Source organism: Frankia canadensis (genome assembly GCF_900197875.1).
GTDB lineage: Bacteria > Actinomycetota > Actinomycetes > Frankiales > Frankiaceae > Frankia > Frankia canadensis.
Genome location: NZ_FZMO01000525.1, coordinates 1 through 20280 on the forward strand (window position 1 = coordinate 1; position 20280 = coordinate 20280).

The window sequence follows — 20280 nt, forward strand, 5'->3', positions numbered from 1 at the left end:
CCGTAGCCGGGGGCGCCCCCGCCCCGGGCTACGGCGCCGGTCAGCCGGCCCCCGGCTACGGCGCGCCCGGCGCGGGTCAGCCGGCCCCGGGCTATGGAGCTCCCGCCGCGGGGCAACCGGCGCCCGGTTACGGCGGCCCGCCCGCGGGCCAGCCCGCCTACGCCGGGGCCCCGGGCATGGGTCCGGGCGGCGGTCATCCGGGACGGGGGGCTCCGCCCGGCGCGGGCATGCCGGCGGCGGCCTTCGGCGGCCCCGAACCGCTGCCGTCGCAGGTCCAGCCCACTGCGCCGGGGGCGATGAACAGCCTCGCCCCGTATCGCGAGGTGGCCACGGCCGGCCGCTGGACGCAGCAGAACGGCAAGCTGGTGAAGGTCACCCTCGGTGAGGACGCCCTGGCCCTGCGCGGGTCGATGGTCGCCTACCAGGGCAACGTCGAGTTCGACTACAAGGGCTCCGGGCTGCGCGGCCTCATCGAGGGCAAGCTGACCGGCCAGAGCGTCAAGCTCATGACCTGCAAGGGTTCCGGCGAGGTGTTCCTCGCCCACGACGCCTCGGACCTGCACATCGTGGAGCTCGGGAACTCGTCGATCTGCATCAACGCGAACAACCTGCTGGCGATGGACGCCACCGTGCGCACCGAGGTCCGGCGCATCGAGAGCCCCGGCATCCCCGGCGGCGGGCTGTTCCACTTCGAGGTGTCCGGGCCGGGCTCGGTGGTCGTGATGACCAAGGGCTCGCCGATGACGCTGCCCGTGCAGGGACCGACGTTCGCGGACATGAACGCGCTGGTCGCCTGGACGACGGGGATGCGGGTCAGCGTGTCCACCCAGGTGCGGATCTCCCGGCAGATCTACGCCGGCAGCAGCGGCGAGGCGCTGGCGCTGCAGTTCATGGGGTTCGCCGGCCACTTCGTCGTCGTCCAGCCCTACGAGGTCTGAGGAGGATCGCGTGCAGGGCAGCCTGATCCAGCACTACGGGCCGACGCCCGTCATGGAGCGGATGAGCAGGCACGGCTCCAAGATCGTCAAAGTGGTCATGAACCCCGGGCAGGACCTGTTCGCCCGGACCGGCTCCATGATCGCCTACGAGGGCCTGATCGACTTCAACCCGCAGCCGCCGCAGCTGGGTCGGATGGCCTCCTCCTGGGCCACCGGCGAGGGCGTGCCGCTCATGACCGCCACCGGCCAGGGCCTGCTCTACCTCGCCGACTACGGCAAGGAGGTCATCGTCGCGCAGCTCGCCGGCGAGGGCCTGTCCGTCAACGGCAAGAACATCCTGGCCTTCGACGCCCAGCTCGACTGGAAGATCGAGCGGGTGCGCGGAGTGACGATGCTGTCCGGGATGGGGATGTTCAACGTGGTGCTGCGCGGTCACGGCTGGGTGGCGCTCACGGCGAAGGGCAGTCCGATCGTGCTCGACACCCGCGAGGCGCCGACGTACGTCGACACCGACGCGCTCGTCGCCTACACCGACGGGCTGCGGGTCGAGCCGCGGCGCACGGCCCGCCTGGGCGGGCTGATCGGCCGTGGCTCCGGCGAGGCGTTCCAGCTCGGGTTCTCCGGGCAGGGTTTCGTCGTCGTCCAGCCGAGCGAGGACGAGCGCCCCAACCTGTCGCTGCGGGGCTGAGCCGACGATGACGAACGACGGTCCGGGGGAGTCGGGGAGGATGTGGCCATGACGCACGGCGGAGCGTACGGACATCCGGGTGGTCCCGGCGGCGGCTACCCCGGTGGTCCGGGCGGCCCCGGCTACCCGCCGCCCGGGCCCGGCTACCCGGGTGGTCCTGGCGGCGGCTACCCACCCGCGCCCGGTGGATATCCGGGCGGTGGATACCCGCCGGCTCCCGGCGGCGCGCCGGGCTACCCGGGCGCCGCGCCCGGCTATCCGCCGCCCCCGCCCGGCGGCGGCTATCCGGGTGGCCCGGGTGTGCCGCCGGGGGCTCCGGGCGCTCCCGGGGCCGGCGGGCCGGCCGGCGGGATCCGCAGCAGCCTGCTGGACAACCCCGAGCGCCCCTCCGAGGAGCCGTTCAGCCTGCAGAACGGCAAGATGCTGCGGGCGGCGCTCGGCCGCGGGATGCGCGAGTTCTACGCCCGCAAGGGCGCGATGGTCGCCTACCAGGGCGGCGTCAACTTCGACGGCCACTGGGAGGGCTGGGGCAGCCAGTTCCGCAGCTTCTTCAGCGGCGGCGAGGGCCTCAACCTCATGCAGGTCTCCGGTTCCGGCACGGTCTTCCTCGCCAACCAGGCGCAGGACATCCACCTGCTCGACCTCGACGGCTACGACGGGCTGACCGTCGACGGCAAGAACGTGCTGGCGTTCAACTCCGACCTGAACTGGGACCTGGTCCGCGTCGACAGCCAGGTCGGCATCGCCGGCGTCGGCTCCTACCAGGTCGAGCTGCGCGGCACCGGCCGCGTCGCGGTATGCACCTCCGGCGCGCCGCTGGTCATGCGGGTGACCCACCAGAACTACTACTTCGCCGACGCGGACGCGGTCGTCGGCTGGTCGTCGAGCCTGCAGGTGTCGATGCAGGCGGCGGTGACGTCGTCGTCGGTGTGGCGCCCGCGCGGCAACACCGGGGAGAGCTGGCAGATGCAGTTCTCCGGCGACGGCTACGTGATCGTGCAGCCCTGCGAGCTGCTACCGCCGTACAACGCGCTGGCCGGCGCCGGCCCGGCCGGCCATTTCGGCTTCGGCGACCAGGGTTTCGGCGGCAACCAGCTCGGCGGGCACGGCGGCCAGCAGCAGGGCGGCGGCTTCGGCAACCTCGGCGGCGGCCTCGGCGGCCTGTTCGGCAACCGCTGAACCGACGTCCGAGGCGGACTTCCCACGGGTGGGGAAGCGCGTGCGGGGGACAGCGGCGCCGTGTCGCGAGCTCGGCGTGGCGTGTCTGGTTCGTCCCCCTGGTCGCGACACATGCCTCCGTGGCGCGGCCAGAACGTTGCTCCAGCCCGCCGTCATCGCCTTTTCGGTAGCGCGTCGGCCGGGCGTGCGCGGTTGATGACGTTCCTGGCGACACCGAACGGGTTCGCGAACCTGCCGGCTGTCGGCCCGGAGCGGGTCGGTCGGCTGTCCGGAGAACGCGTCAGGTCGAGGTTCTGGCGGGTGTCCGCGCGGCGGGGGCGCGGGACGGCGCTGGCCCGGGAGAGCAGGATGACGCCGCCGACGACCAGCGTCGCCGCGACGGCGAGGCCGAGCGCCCCGCCCGGGTCGCTTGGCCAGGGCACGCCGAACACGAGGACACCCAGCAGGTAGGCGGCGGTCGGGTTGGTAATGGTCATCGCGGTGACGACAGCGGCGAGCGGACCCACCGCGTAGGCCATCTGGCCCAGGCACAGGCTCGTCAGTGTGACCCCGCACAGGGCATACGGAAACCACTGCGCGACTGTTGCGTGGAACCCGTTCGCGAGGGTCACATCAGTTGTCTGTTTGAGCAGCAGCGCGCTCAGCGCGACGAACAGACCGGCCGCCGTGCCGAACTGCGCCGCCCGCACCGGGGGCCGGCGGCCGAACGACGAGCCCACGAGCAGCGCCGCCAGCACCACGATCACCGCCACCGCCAGTGGCAGTCGATGCTCGTTCAGTGGCGCCTGTGCGGGCAGGCGGGCCTGGACACTGAGCAGCAGCGCGAGTCCGGCGCAGATCGCCAGGACCGCGCACCAGGCCGCCCGGGCCATCCGCAGCCTGGTCCGAACGAGCCCCAGCGGCAGGGCGAACACCAGCTGGGTGACCATGAGCGGCTGCACCTCGGCGAGTGAACCGGCGTGCAGCGCCAGCGCCTGCAGGACGAAACCGGCGGCGTTCACCAGCCATCCCAGCAGCCACAGCGGTTCCCGGGCGAGGTCGAGCAGGTGGCCCGGGCCGGGCACCGCGACATGGTGATCGTCGCGTTCGGCGAAGCGGCTGCGGGCGGCGGCCCGCTGCTGCAGCGCCGCCGAGGACGCCAGCAAGAAGGAGGCGAGCAGGGCGAGCGGGATGAACGACGACACGGTCGGGACGGTCGCTCAGGGGGCGCCGCCGCGGCCGGCGCCTACCGGCGGCGGCTCGTCCTGCGGCGGCTCGTCCCGCGGCGGGATGGGTTCGTCGGAGGATCGCGTCGCGGCGGCGGTCGCGGGCGCCGGCGGTGATTCGTCCGTACCAGGCATGTCGCACACGATGGCGCGGAAGGTACCGGCGCCGCCAGACCCGCGGGGGTGTCTCGGGCCACCCGTTGGCACCTACATCGCCCGATCCGGCTAGCTAGGAGCGTGTGACTACTTCGGGCTCTGGACGGGCGGTTGATCCGTAGCTTGGCACTTGCCCGCGTGATTCCGACGACGCGGGACCGTTCGGACCACAGCGCCCTCCTTTCGAGCCGGCGGGGGCGGGTCCACGGTGACCTGCGCGGGGGGAAGGACGGCGATGCTGACGCCGGCAACGATTCTGCTGGGACTCCTGATCGCCCTCGCGGTGGTCGAGGCGCGCTCGCGCCGCCGGGCCGGTCCGTACCGGGCCCCGGACGACCGTGATCCATCCGAAGGGACGGCCGCGGGGCACACGGCCGATCCCGATCTCGAGCCCACGACCCACGACACGCCGCACGCCTCGATCACCACCATCACCATCCGCTCCGACGCCCACGCCCACGCCCACGCTGACACCCACGCCGACGCCCACGACCAGGCCGACGCCGACGCCGACCGCCAGGCCAGCGCCGAGACCCAGCCAGGCATCGTGATGCAGCCCGGCTTCACGAGTCACGATCACCCGGCCGCCCACGCCGACGCGCCGGCAGTGGCGGGCGGCCCGGCGCTGCCGCGTGCCACGGCCGTCAGCGCACCGACGTCGCCCGGCCCGGCCGCCGACGGTCCCTGCGCGGCCGGCGACGCGGCGGGTGCGCGGATCGTGGAGCACGACGAGAAGGGCGTGACGGCCGAGAGCGCTCCGACCGTGCCCCTGTCCCGGCCGGCGACCCGCGCACAGCCGGCCGCGGCCGCCCCCCAGCCGATGCCACTGGTCCAGTCCCTGCCGCCGGTCCAGCCGGTCCAGCCGGTCCAGCCGGTCCAGGCAGTCCAGCCGGTCCCAGCCCAGCCGGGGCAGGTGGGCGGGCCGGCGCAGCCTCGGCTGCCGCGTCCTCGGGGGCCACTGCCCGCGCCGGTGCCGCGTCCCTCCCGGTCGCACGGGCTGCCGCCGAGCGGGTGGATCCCGCGCCAGCCGGGGGCGCTGCCCGCCGTGCCAGGGGCGGCCTTCATCCCGCGCTCGGCCCGTACCCGGCGGCCGGTCTGCCCGCGGCCGACCCTCGCGCCGCGTTGGCGTCAGGCCGGCCCGCCGGCCGCACCGGTCACCGGCAACGACGGGAGCTGAATCCCCGCGGGGCGGTGCATCGCGCCGCCCCGCGGGAGCGCGGCGCGGCCACCGCCCGGCTGGTGTGCTTCAGCGGCGCCGGCTTCAGCGACCAGCTGACCGCGGCCGCCGCCGCGTCACGGGACGTCCTCCTCGTCGGCGCGGCCGACCTCTACGCCGACGCCTGACGCCGGGCGGCCCGGGCCGTCGGGGCCGTTCGCCGCACTGAACAGGCGCTCGCGTTCGGCGGCGACGATCTCGCGGGCGAGGTCGGCCTCGGAGACGTCGAACGCCTCGGGGGCGCTCGACGCGGTGGCGCTCTCCCGCGCGAAGTCGTCGAACAGGGCCCGCTTGCGCGCCAGGATCTCGCCGATCCGCTGGTCGACGCCCTGGTCGGACAGCAGCCGGTGCACCTGGACGGACTCGACCTGGCCCATCCGGTGCGCCCGGGCGATCGCCTGCCACTCGATGGTCGGCTTGAGCTGCGGTTCGCACAGGATGACGACGGACGCGGCCTGGATGTTGAGCCCGACCCCGCCGGCGACGATCTGCGCGACCAGCACGGCGCCGTGCCCGGCCGCGGCGAACTCGTCCACGACCTGCTGGCGCCGCGCCGCCGGCACGGAACCGGTGAGCGGGCCGAACACCGGCCCCGGCAGCACGCGTGCCACCAGGTCGAGCACGCCACGGAAGTGGGAGAAGACGAGCACCCGCCGACCGTTGGCCTCGGCCTCGGCGACGATCTCGACCAGCCGGGCGACCTTCTGCGAGTGCTCCCCGGCCGTCATCGCGGCCTGCCGCATGGCCATGAACGCGCCGGCGTCGACCGCGGCCCGGTAGGCGGCCCGGTCCGCGCCCGACATCGGCAGCACCTCGTCGACCTCGACGAGCTCGGGCAGCTCGGTGAGTACGTCCTCCTGGTTGCGTCGCAGGTAGGCCGGTGCGACCTGGCGGCGGAACAGCCGGGGGGACAGGCCACTGGTGTCGACGACGAGTCCGGGCTGCACGTAGCGGACGAGCGCGGCGAAGTCGTCGAGCCGGTTCTCCAGCGGGGTGCCGGTGAGCAGCAGCGCCCGCTCGGCCCGGTCGAGGACGGCGGCCGCCGCGCCAGACCGCTTCGTCTGCGGGTTCTTGATGTAGTGCGCCTCGTCGACGACCACACAGCCGAGCTCCACGCCGTCGAGATGGGGGGAGAGCCAGCCGAGCGTCTCGTAGGTGGTGACGGCGACCCCGCCGCCGCGCCGCCAGTCGCCGACCGCGGAGGACCGGCCCGGGCCGTGCAGCCGGTGGGGACGCAGCGTCGACTTCGCGGCGATCTCCCGGACCCAGTTGGTGACCACCGCGGCGGGGCAGACGACCAGGCCGTGATGGTGGCCCTGGGAGCGCAGGTGGGCGAGCACGGCGAGGGCTTCGACGGTCTTGCCCAGCCCCATCTCGTCACCGAGGATGACCCGGCGCTGGACCAGCGCGAACCGGGCGCCGAAGCTCTGGTAGCCGCGCAGCGTGCCGACGGTGAGGTGCTCGGTGTTGAGGGACAGGGCACGGACGGCCTCGACGATCTCCTCGGGCAGGTCGCCGTGCGTCCGCGCCTCGTCCTCGGGTGCGAAGCCGAGCTCGGCGAGCATGCCGAAGTAGTCCGCGGGCCGGTGCAGGAAGTCGTCCCACGGGTCGGCGGAGGGCGCGGTGCTGGTCGGGGCGGTGCTGGTCGGGGCGGTGCTGGTCGGGGCGACGGTGGCGGCGCGGGCCAGGACGGCGTGTACGCCGGCGAGGAGGTCCGCCGCGCTCAGGTGCGCGACCGGGAACACGACCAGCTGGGCGGGGTGGCGTTCGAGGGCGTCCGCGAGTCCGGTGAGTTCCCGGGCGCGGTCCAGGTCCCAGGTGGCGCCCCGCAGCCGGCGGGTCGCGTCCCAGGCGCCGAGCCGGCGCAGGAGCTCGGTGGTCGCCTCGGTGCGGTGGCGGATGTCGATGCGGACGGGCATCTCGTCGTAGGTCGTCTGCCACAGTGTCTGGGCCGCGCCGCGCAGCCGCGTCGCCAGCGTCGGACCGATGCCCGGGACGTGCTCCAGCCGGGCGCCATGCTCGATCACCTGCTGGACGACGGTGATGCCCGCCTCGGTCAGCGGGGTGATGCTCAGCCGGTCGCGGGTCGCCTCGCGCAGCCGGGCGACGGGCATCGCGGTGAGCACGCGGCGCGTCTCGGCCCGCCGGATCCGCTCGCCGGCCCGGGCGGCGGCGGCCCGGTAGCCGGCCTCGTCGCCGAGGGCCCGCGCGATCACGGCGTTCGCCCGGGCCAGCCCGGCCACCTCGATGCCGTCGACGAGCCTGGCGCGCTGACCCGGCGCCACGGCGAGGGCGAGGTGCCGGGCGAGGCCGACGTCGTCGGCGAGGGCGTCCGCGCCACCGATGCCCCGCGTGCCGTCCTGGTCCGGCGTCAGCTCGGCGAGGATGGCCGCCAGTCCGTGCTCGATGCCCCAGGCCTCGTACTGGTCGAGGAACGCGGCGGCCTGCTCGCCCGCGTCGCGTCGCGCCCGGCCGGAGACGAGCCGGCGCGCGCCGAGCACGGCGCGGGCCCGGTGGACGGCGTCGGGGATCTCCCCGGTCAGCTGGTCCAGGTAGTGCGCGGCCCGGTCGGTGAGGTCGGGGACGCGGGCCGCCCGCGCGAGGGCGCCCAGCCGGGCGTCGTCCTCGCCGCGCAGCGGCAGCACCTGCCAGGCCGGTGTGCCGTCCCGCGGGACCTCGACGACGGCGCGGCGCAGCTCGCCAGCGGCGGCCGACACCTGCTCGGTGATGCGCGCGCGCCGGGCCAGCAGGGCGCTCGCCTGCTCCGCCCAGCCGCCGACCCGCGCGATGGTCTGGGCGAGCTGGTGTCTTTCCGTTCTGTTCATCTGGTCCGTACGCCCCCGGCTCGTCGCGGCGAACACTATCTTTTCCGGCCGGCCGAGGTCTTTGCGGCTTCGATGGCGGGCTGGAGGGGTGCGGTCGGCCGTTTCCGATAGCGTGGACGTTTCGCCGATCGGGGAGGACTTCGTGCTGCTGGAGGAGCTCAAGCCGGGGCTGCGCGTCGACGGGCTGATTCCCGCCGAGGTGGTCACGGTGATCTACGCGCAGTGGCACGGGGCCAGCGCGTTGGAGCTCACCTACAAGCGTTCCGACGGTGCTCTCGGCCAGCAGGTGGTCTTCCGCCGGGACGAGGCGGGACTGTCCGTCGCCCGGGTGGGCGGGCGCGCCTTCGACGCGAGCGCGCCGGATTTCAAGCTGGCCGCCGAGGCGCAGCGCATCACCCTGGCGGGCCTGTTCGACCCGATGCTGGCGGTGGCCACCAGTGACGTGCAGCCGTTGCCGCACCAGATCCGCGCCGTGTACGGCGAACTGCTGCCGCGTACGCCGCTGCGATATCTGCTTGCCGACGACCCCGGCGCGGGTAAGACGATCATGGCTGGCCTGTATGTCAAGGAACTGATCCTGCGCGAGGATGTCACGCGCTGCCTGGTCGTCACTCCGGGCGGACTGGTGGAGCAGTGGCAGGACGAGCTGTTCCTGCGGTTCGGCCTGCGTTTCGACCTGCTGACGACGCAGCTGGTGGACGCCGACGCCCACGTCAACGTCTTCACGCGCCACCCGCTGCTGATCGCGCGGATGGATCAGCTCGCCCGCAGCGAGCCGTTGAAAGCCCAGCTCAGGGAGTCGGAATGGGATCTGGTCGTCGTCGACGAGGCCCATCGGATGGGTGCGCACTACTTCGGCGGCAAGCTGACGAAGACGAAGCGTTTCCAGCTCGGTGAGCTCCTCGGCGACATCACCCGGCATCTGCTGCTGATGACCGCCACCCCGCATTCGGGCAAGGAGGAGGATTTCCAGCTCTTTCTGACCCTGCTCGACCGGGACCGTTTCGAGGGCCGCGGGCGCCGGGCGGCCGACACGTCCGGAATCATGCGCCGCATGGTCAAGGAGGATCTGCGCACGTTCGACGGGCGCGCGCTGTTCCCCGAACGGATCGCCGAGACCGTCCCGTACGAGCTGACCGCGCTCGAATACGACCTGTACGAGCAGGTCACCGCCTACGTCCGGGAGGGCATGAACCGGGCGGAGCGGATCGGCGGCACCCGGCGGACCACCGTCGGCTTCGCGCTCACGGTGCTGCAGCGCCGGCTGGCGTCCAGCCCGGACGCGATCCACCGCTCCCTCGTCCGCCGCGCGGAGCGCCTCGAACGCCGCCGCCGAGACATCCTCGCGGGCCGGTACGCCGAGCGGGAGCTCACCGTCGACCTCGACGCCCTGGACGGCGGTGAGTACAGCGCCGAGGAGACCGAGCGGCTGGAGGACGGGCTGCTCGACGCGGCCACCGCCGCCGAGACGGTCGAGGAGCTCGGAGCCGAGCTCACCGAGCTCGGCGTGCTGATCGAGGCCGCCGGGCGGTTGCGGGAGAGCGGCACCGACCGCAAGTGGACGGAGCTGAGCCAGATCCTGCGCGGCCACGTCCTCGCACCCGACGCCCACGGCCGGCCCCGCAAGCTGATCATTTTCACCGAGCATCGCGACACCCTCGACTATCTGACGGCCCGCATCGGCGCGGTGCTGGGCCGGCCTGGCGCGGTCCGCGCGATCCACGGCGGGGTACGCCGCGCGGAGCGCCGCCAGATCACCGAGGAGTTCACCAAGAACCCCGACTGCCAGATCCTCGTCGCCACCGACGCCGCCGGTGAGGGTCTGAACCTGCAGGCCGCGCATCTGATGGTCAACTACGACCTGCCGTGGAACCCGAACCGCATCGAGCAGCGCTTCGGCCGCATCCACCGCATCGGCCAGCACGAGGTGTGCCGGCTGTGGAACCTGCTGGCGACCAACACCCGCGAGGGCGAGGTGTTCACCCGGCTGCTGGCGAAGGTCGACGAGATGCGCCGGGCCTACGGCGGGCGGGTCTTCGACGTGCTCGGCGAGGCCTTCACCGAGACGCCGCTGCGCGACCTGCTCATGGAGGCCATCCAGTACGGCGAACGCGCCGACGTGCGGGCCAGGATGCACCAGGTCATCGACCGCAACGTCGGCGACGGCCTGCGCGAGCTGCTGCGCGAGCGGGCGCTGGCCACCTCGAGCCCCGCCGGCGCCGACCTCGACGCGCTGCGCGCCGCGATGGACGCCGCCCACGCCCGCCGCCTGCAGCCGCACTACATCGAGCTCGCCTTCCGGGCCGCGTTCGGCCGCCTCGGCGGTCGGATCGTCCGACGTGAGTCGGGCCGGTTCGAGATCGGATCGGTCCCGCCACCCGTCCGCGCCGGCCGGCACGGCCCGATCGCGACCAGGTACGACCGGGTCGCCTTCGACGTCGGCAGGGTCGAACCCGACGGGCTGGTCCGCGCCGACCTGCTCGCACCCGGGCACCCGCTGCACGACGCCGTTCTCGCGGAGGCCGTCCGCCAGTTCGGCGGCGCGCTCAACCACGGCACCGTCCTGGCCTCGACGACGCTGCGCGAGCCGCACCTGCTGGTCGGCGTGATCGAGGAGGTCGCCGACGCCACCGGCACCAGCGTCGCCCGCCGCTTCAGCTACGCCCACGTCGACAGCGCCGGCACCGTCACCCCGGCCGGGCCCGCGCCCTACCTGGACTGCGTCGCCGTTCCCGACGGGCCGGCGCGCGCCGCCGTGCGCGCGCTGCCCTGGCTCGCCGACGCCGAGGACCGGGCCGTCAGCTGGATCATCACCCATCAGCTGCCCGGCTACCTCGCCGAGGTCCGCCCGCACCGGGCCGCGGAGCTCGCCCGCACCCGCGAGCTGGTGACGCGCCGGCTGGAGGACGAGCGGGACCGCCTGCTCATGGACGCCCGGCTCGCCGCGGAGCGCGAGCGAGCGGGGGAACGGCCCCGCGAGTCCGCGGAGAGCCTGCACCGCAAGGCCGTCGACCTCGACGGCCGGCTGCGCGCCCGCCTCGAGCGGCTCGACCGGCAGGCCCTGATGTCGACCCGGCCGCCGCTCGTGCTCGCCGCCGCCCTCGTCCTGCCCGCCGCCGGCCTCGCCGCCGAGCTGCCCGCGGCGGCCTCCCTCGACGCCCGAAGCTCCCGCGAGGTCGAACGCCGTGGCGTCGATCTGGTGATGGCCCGCGAGCGGGACCTCGGCCGCGTACCCGTCGAGCAGCCACCCAACAACGTCGGCTTCGACATCCTGTCGACCGACGCCGGCGGCGGGACCGTCCGGATCGAGGTCAAGGGCCGCGTCGCCGGCGCCCGGGACTTCTTCGTCACCCACAACGAGGTGATGACGGGCCGCAATGCCGCGCCGCGCTACCGGCTGGCGCTGGTGAAGGTCGACCCCCGCGGCCCGCGGTATGACGAGGTCCGCTATCTCGACAATCCGTTCGCGGGTGCCGAGCTCGGCGACTTCGACGCCACCGGAATTCGCGGCGACTGGGCGCGAACCTGGGCCAAGGGACGCGCGCCCTTCTGACGAAAGCCCCGCACGGATCTCGCCGAAACCACGTGTGCCGGTTTCTTCCCGGCCCCTGACGGGCGGAATCGGATGGTGGTCCGCGCGGGAGGCTACCGCGCGATGCCGATCGTCTCGCCGACGCTCGCCGGGTCCTCGACGGCGTGCAGCATGTAGTGGGCCACGTCGGCGCGGGAGACCGAGGTGCCGCGGGGCAGGTTGCGCCCGTGGGCCGTGCGGTAGCTCGCGGTCAGCGGGCCGTTGGTCAGGCGCGGCGGGCGGACGATCGTCCACTCCTGGCCGCTCGCGCGCAGCGAGTCCTCCATGCGGGCCAGATCCGCGTAGTGCCCGCGGAGCACGGCCTTGATCGTCGGCCCCATGACGTGGCGCATGGCGAAGCTGTCACCGGGGTCGTGCCGCGGCGGGCGCGGACGCGCCGGGGAGGCGATCGTGCCCAGCGGCGCGGCGCTGACGACGACGATCCGCCGCACGCCGGTCGCCCGCATCGCCGCCAGGATCGTCTCCGTGCCGTGGGCCGCCACGTCGGTGTCCTGCCGACTGTGCCCACCGAGGGCGGACAGGACCGCGTCCGCCCCGGCCACCGCCGGGATGAGCACCTCCGGGTCGTCGCTCGCCAGGTCGGCGGCGACCACCTGGCCGGGCGACGGTGTGACCGCCTCCGGCCGGCGGGCCACGGCCGTCACCTCGTGCCCCGCCGCGAGCGCCTGCCCAAGCAGCAGCCGGCCGATACCACCGGTCGCCGCGACTATCGTCAGCTTCACGTGCCTGCTCCTCTCCTCGGCCAGGCAGGCCGGCCGCGCCGGATCCGCCTGGTCCTGTCCGTCAGCCCGGCCCGCTCCCCGTCGGATGGTCCGGCTCGCCGCCGGGTCGCACCGGTCCGCCGTGTCAGGTCGGACGGTCGCCCGTCGTCATTCGGTATGACGGAAGCGGGAGGACGAACATGACCGACACGGCGCTCGAGGTGTTCGAGGCACAGCGTCCGCGCCTGCGGGCGGTCGCCTACCGCCTGCTCGGCTCGTTCAGCGCGGCCGACGACGCGGTGCAGGATGCCTGGCTGCGCCTGAACCGGACCGACCTCGACGAGGTGACGAACCTGCCGGGCTGGCTGACGACCGTCGTCGCCCGGCTCTGCCTCGACCAGCTGCGCGCGCGTCGCGCCCGCCACGAGGAGCCGGCCGGGGTCCACCTGCCGGAGCCGCGGGTGACCCCGCTGGGCAGCGCCGATCCCGAGCAGGAGGCCCTGCTCGCCGACGCCGTCGGCCTCGCCCTGGTCGCCGTGCTGGGCACGCTGAGCCCGGCCGAGCGGCTTGCCTTCGTCCTGCACGACCTGTTCGACGTGCCGTTCACCGAGGTCGCGACGATCGTCGGGCGCTCGCCCGGGGCCGTGACCCAGCTGGCCAGCCGCGCCCGCCGCCGGCTGCGCGCCCTGGAGCTGGGCGCGGGCGGCGAACCCCGCGCGGCCGGCGATCCGCCGCCCGCGAGCGTGGCGCCCGCGAGCGTGGGCACGTCGAGCGCGGATGACGAGCCGGGCCGCGGGGTGGACCCCGTCGCCCAGCGCCGCCTCGTCGAGGCGTTCCGCGCCGCGGCCCGCGACGGGGACCTGGACCGTCTGCTCGCGGTGCTCGATCCCGACGTCGAGCTGCGTGCCGACACCGGCCCGGTCGCGTCCCGCCGGATGCGGGGCGCCCAGGCTGTCGGCGCGCGGGTGTCGACGTTCGCGCCGATGGCGCCCCACGGGCGGGTGGCGCTGGTCAACGGCCTGCCCGGCATCATCGTCGTCCCGTCGGGCGGGCCCGTCGTCGCCGTTCTGGGCTTCACGGTCCGCGCCGGTCGGATCGCGGCCATCGAGGTCCACACCGACCCCGACCGGCTGCGCCACCTCGACCCGAACACGTCTGTCTGGTGATGCGCCGCGAGCAGGGTCGCCCGGTCCGCGGCCGACGATGGTCGCCCGAGACCGGTCCCGCGGGTGCGGCCGTGCGGCGGATCACCACACCCCCTCGCCGTCCATGGGAACTGGTGGACACCCGCGCGCACGCCCGCAGTGGGACGGGGCGCCTCCGCCGTGGGGAGGTTCATGCCGGCCTCTGGAGCGGGATAGCCGGCGAGGTCGGTGGACTGGTGGCGCCGGCCGCGCCGGGATGCGCCGTGGTGGTCAGCAGCTCGGCGCCAAGGATCTCAATCTGTACTTCGATCGCCCGTCGGACGGCCGGCAAGGAGGATAGGTGATCGAGGTCCGCCACCAGGACACCGGCGGCTTCGGACCGGATGACGGCGTCGAGCAGCACCGTGAGGCCCGGCCGAATGATCCGCCCCGGCGGCATGCGGCGGTCCACAAAGATCTCGGCCAGGGTCAGGCCCTCGGCGCTGGCGTGCTGGGTGAGCTGGTCGTGTAGGCGTTCGATTTCGGCCTCGTCGGCGTGCTCGGAGCTGATGTAGCCGTAGACGGTTCGAGGCATGGGTGTCCCTCCTTCACGGTGCGTTGGGGCAGGCGGGACCGGTGGAGGGTCTCTTCGACGCCCACATGGGGCGCCGCCTGGCACCTCCGGTCCCGCGTCTATGGGAGGCCGAGGACTCGGCCGCAGTGCCTACGCCGACGTCTCGATGGCGGGCGCGGCGAAGAAGGCCGTGAGGCGGTCGCGGATGACTTCGGCCAGGCGCTCCGGCGGGCGGGTGCCGCAGTCGACGCGCAGGACGTCGAAGCGCTCGGTGGCCTGGCGGTAGAAGTGGGCTTCGGCGTGGCTGGAGCCCGGGGCAAGCTGGAAGCGGTTGTGGGCGCCCCGCTCTACCAGGCGGCGGGCGATGATGTCCGGGTCGGCCTCGAGGATGACGCACAGGTCGGGCCGGGTGGCCTCGGCGTTCAGCGCCCAGAGGAAGGCCGGGTCCAGGCCGTCGAAGCGCTGCATGACGAGCCCCGACGGGACGTAGCGGTCGGAGATGACGGCCTTTCCGAGCTCCAGGTGCGGCCGGATTTCGGTTTCGACGTGGTGGTAACGGTCCGCCGCGTACAGGCAGGCCAGCGCGTGTCCGGTGACGGTCTCGGTCAGCTGGCGGGCCAGCACGCCGATGGGGCCGGTTGAGGGTTCGGCGGTGATGTGGACGTCCTCGCCGGCGGCCACGAGTAGCTGGGCGAGGTGGTGCACGAGGGTGGACTTTCCCGCCCCGCTCGGTCCGTCGATGCTGATCAACAGCCCCCGGCGGTGATCAGAAAAGGGTCGCAGAGTCATCGTCGCCTCCAGGCGGAAGGCCCCGGAGTTCGTCCAGGGACAAGGGGCGGCCGTCCGGGCTCTTCGCCGGAAACGCAAACAGACGAGCCGTGACGAGGGCGTCGTAGGTGGCGCGGTGGGGCCGGAGCTGCGAGTCCAGGCCGTTGGCCAGGTTGAATGCCTCCACCAACGAGCCGAGCCGGTAGCTGACGCGCTCGGGCCGCAGTCGCCGGGCGAGCTTCAGCGTGTCGAAGACTTCCTGTGGTTCCCAGCCTGGGAGCGTGCGCCGCAGGACGGCCAGGTCGACGTGTGCGTTGTGGGCCACGACGGCGATCTCTTCGAGGCGGGCGCGGATCTCCTTCTCTACGTCGGCCACAACCGGCGCGGCGGCCACGGCCGCATTGGTGATGCCGTGGATGCGCCGGGCGAAGCTGGTGATCGGGCGCTCCGGGCGCAGGAGCCAAGCGGTCGGCTCCCCGATCATGCCGGCGGTGATGGGCACGACCGCCAGCTCCACCAGGTCCGGCGGCTGCTGACCGTTGCCCTCGACGTCGACGACGGCGTAGTCCAGGTTCGTCCAGTCGGTCATGAGGCGGCGCGCTCCGTCCATCCGATGTCGGCGCGGCCGTGGCGCCGGCTGAGGTGAGGATGGCGCACGTCGTGGATCTGGAAGGCGAGAGCGTGCTGAAGGAAGTAGCGCGGCTGCTCGTGAGGGAGGCCGGCAACCACGGCGGCGCGGTCGGTGATGTCCAGGACCTCCAGCCCGTCGCCGTCCGGGACGGAGCTGGCCAGGGCTGTGAGCTGCTCGGCCGTGGGGACCTGGTGGGCCTCACTGCACCGCCGGATCTGTCCCACCGGGCAGATGTCGCACAGCTCGCGGACGCCGTAGTGCCCGTTGTAGTCGGGTAGTCCGTGGACGTAGGACACCGCGCAGGAGGTCTTGCGAAACAGCTGGGCCCGATCGGCGAGGGCTTCCAGTACCCGCCGCTCCAACGTCTCGGGCACCACCTTGCGCCGGGCGGTGCCGGCGTACGGCTCCGGGAGGCCGGCGGCCTGGTAGTAGGCCGCGATCTCGTCCCGGTAGAAGAGGCCGGTGAAGACGGTGGCGTCGGCGTGCCGGGACAGCTCCGCCGCCCGGGATAGGTGCTCGTCCGTGTCGTTGAGGCCGGGCACCAGCGGGCGCCAGTAGAAGATCGTGCGGTAGCGGCGAGGCCGGACAGCGGTTGCCAGACGCAGCGAGGCCGCCGCGACCTCGGACGGGTAGGGCTCGATGCGCCGGTCCTCGATGCCGGAGTAGGTGAGAAGCAGCGTCATCTTGATGGAGCCCAGCCGGTTCAGGCGCTCGCAGTCCTCGGCCCGCAACTGGTGGCGGGTGATCACCAGGACCCGCGCGTCCAGCAGCACCTTGACGACGCTGTCCGGGCGCTCGACGTCCACCTGGACGACAAGGCGCTCGCCCGGCTGAACGAGATCTTCCCGGGCTACCGGACGGCCCCCGAGCACTTCGCCTGGTAGCGAAGACCGCCCTCTGCGTGCAGCCACCGTGCCCTGCGGTGTCCCACGGTGGCGCCACCAGCGCCGGACGCCGGCAAGGCTAGCTCGCTGTGAAGTCGGACGTGGCGAGCGCCGGCTCCTGTCCGAGTCGCTGCGTCCGCGGGGCGCGCCGATCGACCGTGCTACCCGCGCAGTCGTGGCGGGATCAGCGCAGGGTGGAGGCGGTCCACGGCTCGCAGGTGTCCGCGCTGACCTGTCTGGTGTCCCACTTGCAGCCCCGCCAGCGAAGGGCGACGATCCCCGGCTGGGGGCCGGCGATGGAGTCCGACCGTTCGACCGGGGCGCAGTCGCCGGCGAGCGCGACCCGACCGGCGTGCGCGGCCCCCTGGGCATCCGTGTAGCGGTACTCGGCGTAGGTGCTCCAGTCGTCGTTGCAGAGGAGATCCTTGACCGTGAAGGAGTTGCGGCCCTTCGCGGGGTTCGCGGTTCCCGCGTTGAACCAGACCACACCTGCGTAGTTGCCGGCGGCGTGGTAGACGATCTGGCTGGTCGTGCCGCCATTCGGATCGGGCTGCGGGGCCGGTTGCGGCGCCGGGGCGGGTTGCGGCGCCGGGGCGGTCGTAGGCTTGGTGCGCGGGCGCGGGGGAGAGGTTTGGGCACGCTGGTCCGGCCCGGAGCCCGCGGTGCCGCCCGCCGGGCCGCCGCCGCTACGGGCTGCCCCCGACGGTTCCGCGCTGCCACCGGTCGGCCGGTCACCGGTGCCGGGTTGCGCCGGCGACGCATCGGTGAAGGGCGCAGTCGGTGCACCGGTGGCCGGATTCGTGCTCCCGGTCCGGTCGCCGCTCCCAGTCGGGTCGGCGGAGCCAGCCGGCTGCCGCGAGGTGGCTGCGAGGGTCGCGTGCGGTGCCGGCGCACCGTCGGTGGCCAGGGCTTCTCCGGACCCGCCGCCCAGGCCGACCAGTAACACCGTCACGGCGAAAACGACCAGCAGGACCGCCGCCGCCACTGCGACCAGCACGGCCCGCCGGCGACGGCCCCGCCGGCTGTCAGGCTGGCCGCCCGCTTCCACCGGCGGACCCGCAGGGCCGTCTCCCGGCGCTGGCGGAGTCTCGCCCGGCGCCGCCACACTCGCGGCCGAGGGCTCCGCCGGCGGCTGCGCCTCCTCGACCTGCTCCGCTTTCTCCGCCTTCGCCTGCGGTGCTGCCTGGTCCGGCTTCGCCTGCGGTTCTCCCGGATCGGGCTTCGCCGGCGGTTCCGTCAGGTCTGGGGGTGGCGCCGATGCCACGGGGGCGGTCCGGGCGTCCGACAGGAACCCCGCGTCCTCGGCGAGCTGGCGGACGGCTGCTTCGGCACCGGACAGCCCGGCGATCTTCTCGCCGGCCAGTTCGCCGATCAGGTCGATCGCGCCCGGCCGCGCGTCGGGGTCCCGTGCCAGCGCGCGCCGCAGCAGCGGTTCGAGGTTCCTCGGCAGGTCACCGAGGTCGGGCTCGACGCTTAGCCGGCGCAGCGCCGACGCGATCGGCGTGTCCGTCTGCGGCCCGGCGAACAGCCGACGCCCCGTCGCAGCGAAGGTCACGCAGAGCCCCCAGGCGAACACGTCCGCGGGCGCGCCGACGCGCTCGCCGAGAAGCTGCTCGGGCGCCATCCAGGCCACTGTTCCGAGGATCTCACCGGTGCGGGTGTAGGCCGTCTCGTCCAGCGCCCGGGCGATGCCGAAGTCGATGACCTTCAGACCGTCCCAGGCGAGCAGGATGTTCGCCGGTTTCAGGTCACGGTGGACGAGCTCGACCTCGTGGACGGCGGCGAGCGCACTCGCGAGGCCCGCGGCGAAGGCGACCAGCCGAGGGCCGCTGAGGCAGCCCCGTTCCGCGATGGCCCGGGCGAGGCTGACGCCGTCGACGTACTCGATGGCCATCCACGGCCGGTCGGCGTCGAGGTCGGCCGCGAGCACCTCGGCCACGTACCGGCCGCGCACCCGACGGGCGGCGGCGATCTCCCGACGAAAGCGTTCCCGGAAGTCCGCATCCGCGGCCAGGTCGGGTCGGATGATCTTGATGGCTGCCGGCCGGTCGTCCGTGCCGAAGGCGAGATAGACGGCACCCATGCCGCCGGCGCCGAGCCGCCCGTGTAGCCGGTACGTGCCGACCGCCCGCGGATCGCCCTCTGCCAGCGGCGCCAGCACGTCCCCCGCCTCCCGTCGAACTGTGGTGCCTCAGGTCATGATCCCACGATCCGGTCGTTCACGGTATCGACTCTGCCACCCAGTGCGCAGGACCAGCCCTACCTCGCGGCGCCGGTGCTGGTGCCGGAATGCTGACGGGTCGATCAACCCGTCGCGGGCAGCGGCGACGCGGCGCTTCCAGGCCGGCGTGGGTGGAGACGATCGCCACGGGCCGGATGTGGGGGCGCCTGCCCGAGCCGTGACGTGATCGGCACGCCGGACGCGAAGGATCGGAAGGCCTTGCTGGGAGCTGGGCGCGACCGTGGCCGCGAGGCCCGTGTCTGGCATCGAGTGTCCGACTCCGGCTCCGGCTCCGGCTCTGCGACGAGGCGACGAGGCGACGAGGCGCGTAGCATTGTCGCATGCTGTTTCGAGTGCCGGAGGTCGACACGGCCGACGAGCGGGTGCTGACCGAACTCGACCAATTCCGTGGAGAGCTGCGCCACCAGGTCGCCGAACCGCGGCGGTGGCTGGGGCAGCTGCGGCGCAGCCTGATCGCGGGCGCGATCAGGGGGTCGAACACGATCGAGGGCTACACCGTCGACGTGGCGGATGCCGAGGCGGTCGCGGCCGGCGAGGAGATGCCGACGGCACACGACGCGCATACCCGTGCCGCGGTCACCGGTTATGCGGACGCGTTGACCTATGTACTTCAGGCCGCCCGATTCGAGGTTTTCGGATTTCACCCGATGCTGCTGTCAGCACTGCACTTCATGATGCTTCGCGGGGATCTCGACCGGTCACCGGGCCGGTACCGGCTTGGGTCGATCTGGGTGTCCGGCGCGCCCGACAATCCACCGGTCTACACCGGGCCCGACGCCGAGCGCGTGCCCGAGCTCATGGACGAGTTGTGCGGCTGGCTCCAAGGCGGTGACCTGGATGCCCCCGTCGTCGTCCGGGCCGCCATGGCACATCTGAACCTTGTCAGCATCCATCCCTGGCGTGACGGGAACGGACGGATGGCTCGCTGCCTGCACACCCTGGTGCTCGCCCGGCATCTCATCCTCGCGCCGGAGTTCTCCAGCATCGAGGAGTGGCTCGGATCGTCCCCCCACAACACCGCCATGTACTACGCCGCGCTGGGCGAGGCCCAGGGTGGAAGCTTCCAGCCAGAACGCGACGCGCACGGCTGGCTGCGCTTCTGCCTGCGTGCCCACCACCTGCAGGCCCAGCTGGTCCAGCGCCGCCTCGACATCGCGGCCGAAGTCTGGCAAGCGGTGGCTGACCAGGCCGCGGCAGCCGGGCTCGGCGAGCGCACCATCGCCGCCCTGTACGCGGCGACCCGGCCGGAGGGGGTGCGTCGCACCACGTACATGCGCGACGAGGGCCTGACCCGCGACCAGGCGATCCGCGACCTGCAGGGACTCAAGGCCGCCGGCCTGATCGAGGAGGTCGGCCACGGCCGCACTCAGCGCTACCTCGCCGCGGGCCCCACCGCCCAAGCCGCACGCTCCGTCCGCGCCGCCCTCGCCGCCCAGCCCCTCCGCGACCCTTACGGCACCGCCTGACACGCCCGGAACCGACCGCGCCACAGACGGGTCTCGCCGACAGCGGCACCGAACCCGCCTCGCCGAACGCCGAGTCGCGGACCCCGGGGCC

At 73.6% G+C, this 20280-nt stretch carries 16 protein-coding genes; 8 read left to right on the top strand and 8 right to left on the bottom strand.

Translation table 11 applies throughout. The features are described from left to right. The 3 genes from C1A33_RS27655 to C1A33_RS27665 form a co-directional block, all read left to right on the top strand. Window positions 1-938, top strand: a 938-nt coding sequence (locus tag C1A33_RS27655; protein ID WP_207770539.1) for an AIM24 family protein, incomplete at its 5' end; no start/stop codon positions are given. A gap of 10 nt (window positions 939-948) precedes the next feature. Further along, window positions 949-1626, top strand: coding sequence for an AIM24 family protein (locus C1A33_RS27660; protein WP_101834674.1), 678 nt, complete (start codon window positions 949-951; stop codon window positions 1624-1626). A gap of 48 nt (window positions 1627-1674) precedes the next feature. Further along, window positions 1675-2805, top strand: coding sequence for an AIM24 family protein (locus C1A33_RS27665; protein ID WP_101834676.1), 1131 nt, complete (start codon window positions 1675-1677; stop codon window positions 2803-2805). Window positions 2806-2957: 152 nt separating this feature from the next. Here the strand turns inward: C1A33_RS27665 and C1A33_RS27670 are convergent, their stop codons facing one another. Next, the gene (locus C1A33_RS27670) at window positions 2958-3989 is read right to left on the bottom strand and encodes a DMT family transporter (RefSeq protein ID WP_165818615.1); all 1032 of its coding nucleotides are present in this window, start codon (window positions 3987-3989) and stop codon (window positions 2958-2960) included. Window positions 3990-4401: 412 nt separating this feature from the next. On the opposite strand from C1A33_RS27670, the gene C1A33_RS36010 reads away from it, so the two are divergent. Both C1A33_RS36010 and C1A33_RS35365 read left to right on the top strand, forming a co-directional pair. Then, a complete protein-coding gene (locus C1A33_RS36010) occupies window positions 4402-5343 on the top strand; it encodes a hypothetical protein (protein ID WP_207770540.1) in 942 nt (313 codons plus the stop codon). 14 nt (window positions 5344-5357) lie between these two features. After that, window positions 5358-5510, top strand: a complete 153-nt coding sequence (locus C1A33_RS35365) for a hypothetical protein (protein WP_165818617.1) — start codon at window positions 5358-5360, stop codon at window positions 5508-5510. On the opposite strand, the gene C1A33_RS27685 is transcribed toward C1A33_RS35365, so the two are convergent. After that, window positions 5460-8207, bottom strand: coding sequence for a DEAD/DEAH box helicase (locus C1A33_RS27685; protein WP_101834765.1), 2748 nt, complete (start codon window positions 8205-8207; stop codon window positions 5460-5462). The genes C1A33_RS35365 and C1A33_RS27685 overlap by 51 nt on opposite strands. 112 nt (window positions 8208-8319) lie before the next feature. Here C1A33_RS27685 and C1A33_RS27690 point away from each other — a divergent pair, with 112 nt between their 5' ends. Then, on the top strand, window positions 8320-11760 hold the full coding sequence (locus C1A33_RS27690) for a helicase-related protein (protein WP_243408008.1): 3441 nt from the start codon (window positions 8320-8322) through the stop codon (window positions 11758-11760). A gap of 92 nt (window positions 11761-11852) precedes the next feature. Here the strand turns inward: C1A33_RS27690 and C1A33_RS27695 are convergent, their stop codons facing one another. Further along, the gene (locus C1A33_RS27695) at window positions 11853-12521 is read right to left on the bottom strand and encodes an NAD(P)-dependent oxidoreductase (RefSeq protein WP_101834682.1); all 669 of its coding nucleotides are present in this window, start codon (window positions 12519-12521) and stop codon (window positions 11853-11855) included. A gap of 179 nt (window positions 12522-12700) precedes the next feature. Here C1A33_RS27695 and C1A33_RS27700 point away from each other — a divergent pair, with 179 nt between their 5' ends. Further along, window positions 12701-13666 (top strand): sigma-70 family RNA polymerase sigma factor, encoded by a 966-nt coding sequence (locus tag C1A33_RS27700; protein WP_101834684.1) that lies wholly within the window; start codon window positions 12701-12703, stop codon window positions 13664-13666. A gap of 169 nt (window positions 13667-13835) precedes the next feature. Here C1A33_RS27700 and C1A33_RS27705 read toward each other — a convergent pair whose 3' ends face one another. From C1A33_RS27705 to C1A33_RS27730, 5 genes are all read right to left on the bottom strand, one after another. Further along, on the bottom strand, window positions 13836-14219 hold the full coding sequence (locus C1A33_RS27705; RefSeq protein WP_115538026.1) for a recombinase family protein: 384 nt from the start codon (window positions 14217-14219) through the stop codon (window positions 13836-13838). Window positions 14220-14348: 129 nt separating this feature from the next. Beyond that, on the bottom strand, window positions 14349-14987 hold the full coding sequence (gene tmk / locus C1A33_RS27710; protein ID WP_101834686.1) for a dTMP kinase: 639 nt from the start codon (window positions 14985-14987) through the stop codon (window positions 14349-14351). Further along, window positions 14965-15555, bottom strand: coding sequence for a 3'-5' exonuclease (locus tag C1A33_RS27715; protein ID WP_101834769.1), 591 nt, complete (start codon window positions 15553-15555; stop codon window positions 14965-14967). Before C1A33_RS27715 ends, tmk begins: the two co-directional genes overlap by 23 nt. Further along, on the bottom strand, window positions 15552-16469 hold the full coding sequence (locus tag C1A33_RS27720; protein ID WP_207770541.1) for a radical SAM protein: 918 nt from the start codon (window positions 16467-16469) through the stop codon (window positions 15552-15554). Before C1A33_RS27720 ends, C1A33_RS27715 begins: the two co-directional genes overlap by 4 nt. A 196-nt stretch (window positions 16470-16665) precedes the next feature. Beyond that, window positions 16666-18642: a serine/threonine-protein kinase gene (locus tag C1A33_RS27730; protein WP_101834688.1), complete on the bottom strand. Its 1977-nt coding sequence runs from the start codon at window positions 18640-18642 to the stop codon at window positions 16666-16668. A gap of 401 nt (window positions 18643-19043) precedes the next feature. On the opposite strand from C1A33_RS27730, the gene C1A33_RS27735 reads away from it, so the two are divergent. Further along, window positions 19044-20189, top strand: a complete 1146-nt coding sequence (locus C1A33_RS27735; RefSeq protein WP_101834691.1) for a Fic family protein — start codon at window positions 19044-19046, stop codon at window positions 20187-20189. Window positions 20190-20280 lie beyond the last annotated feature (91 nt).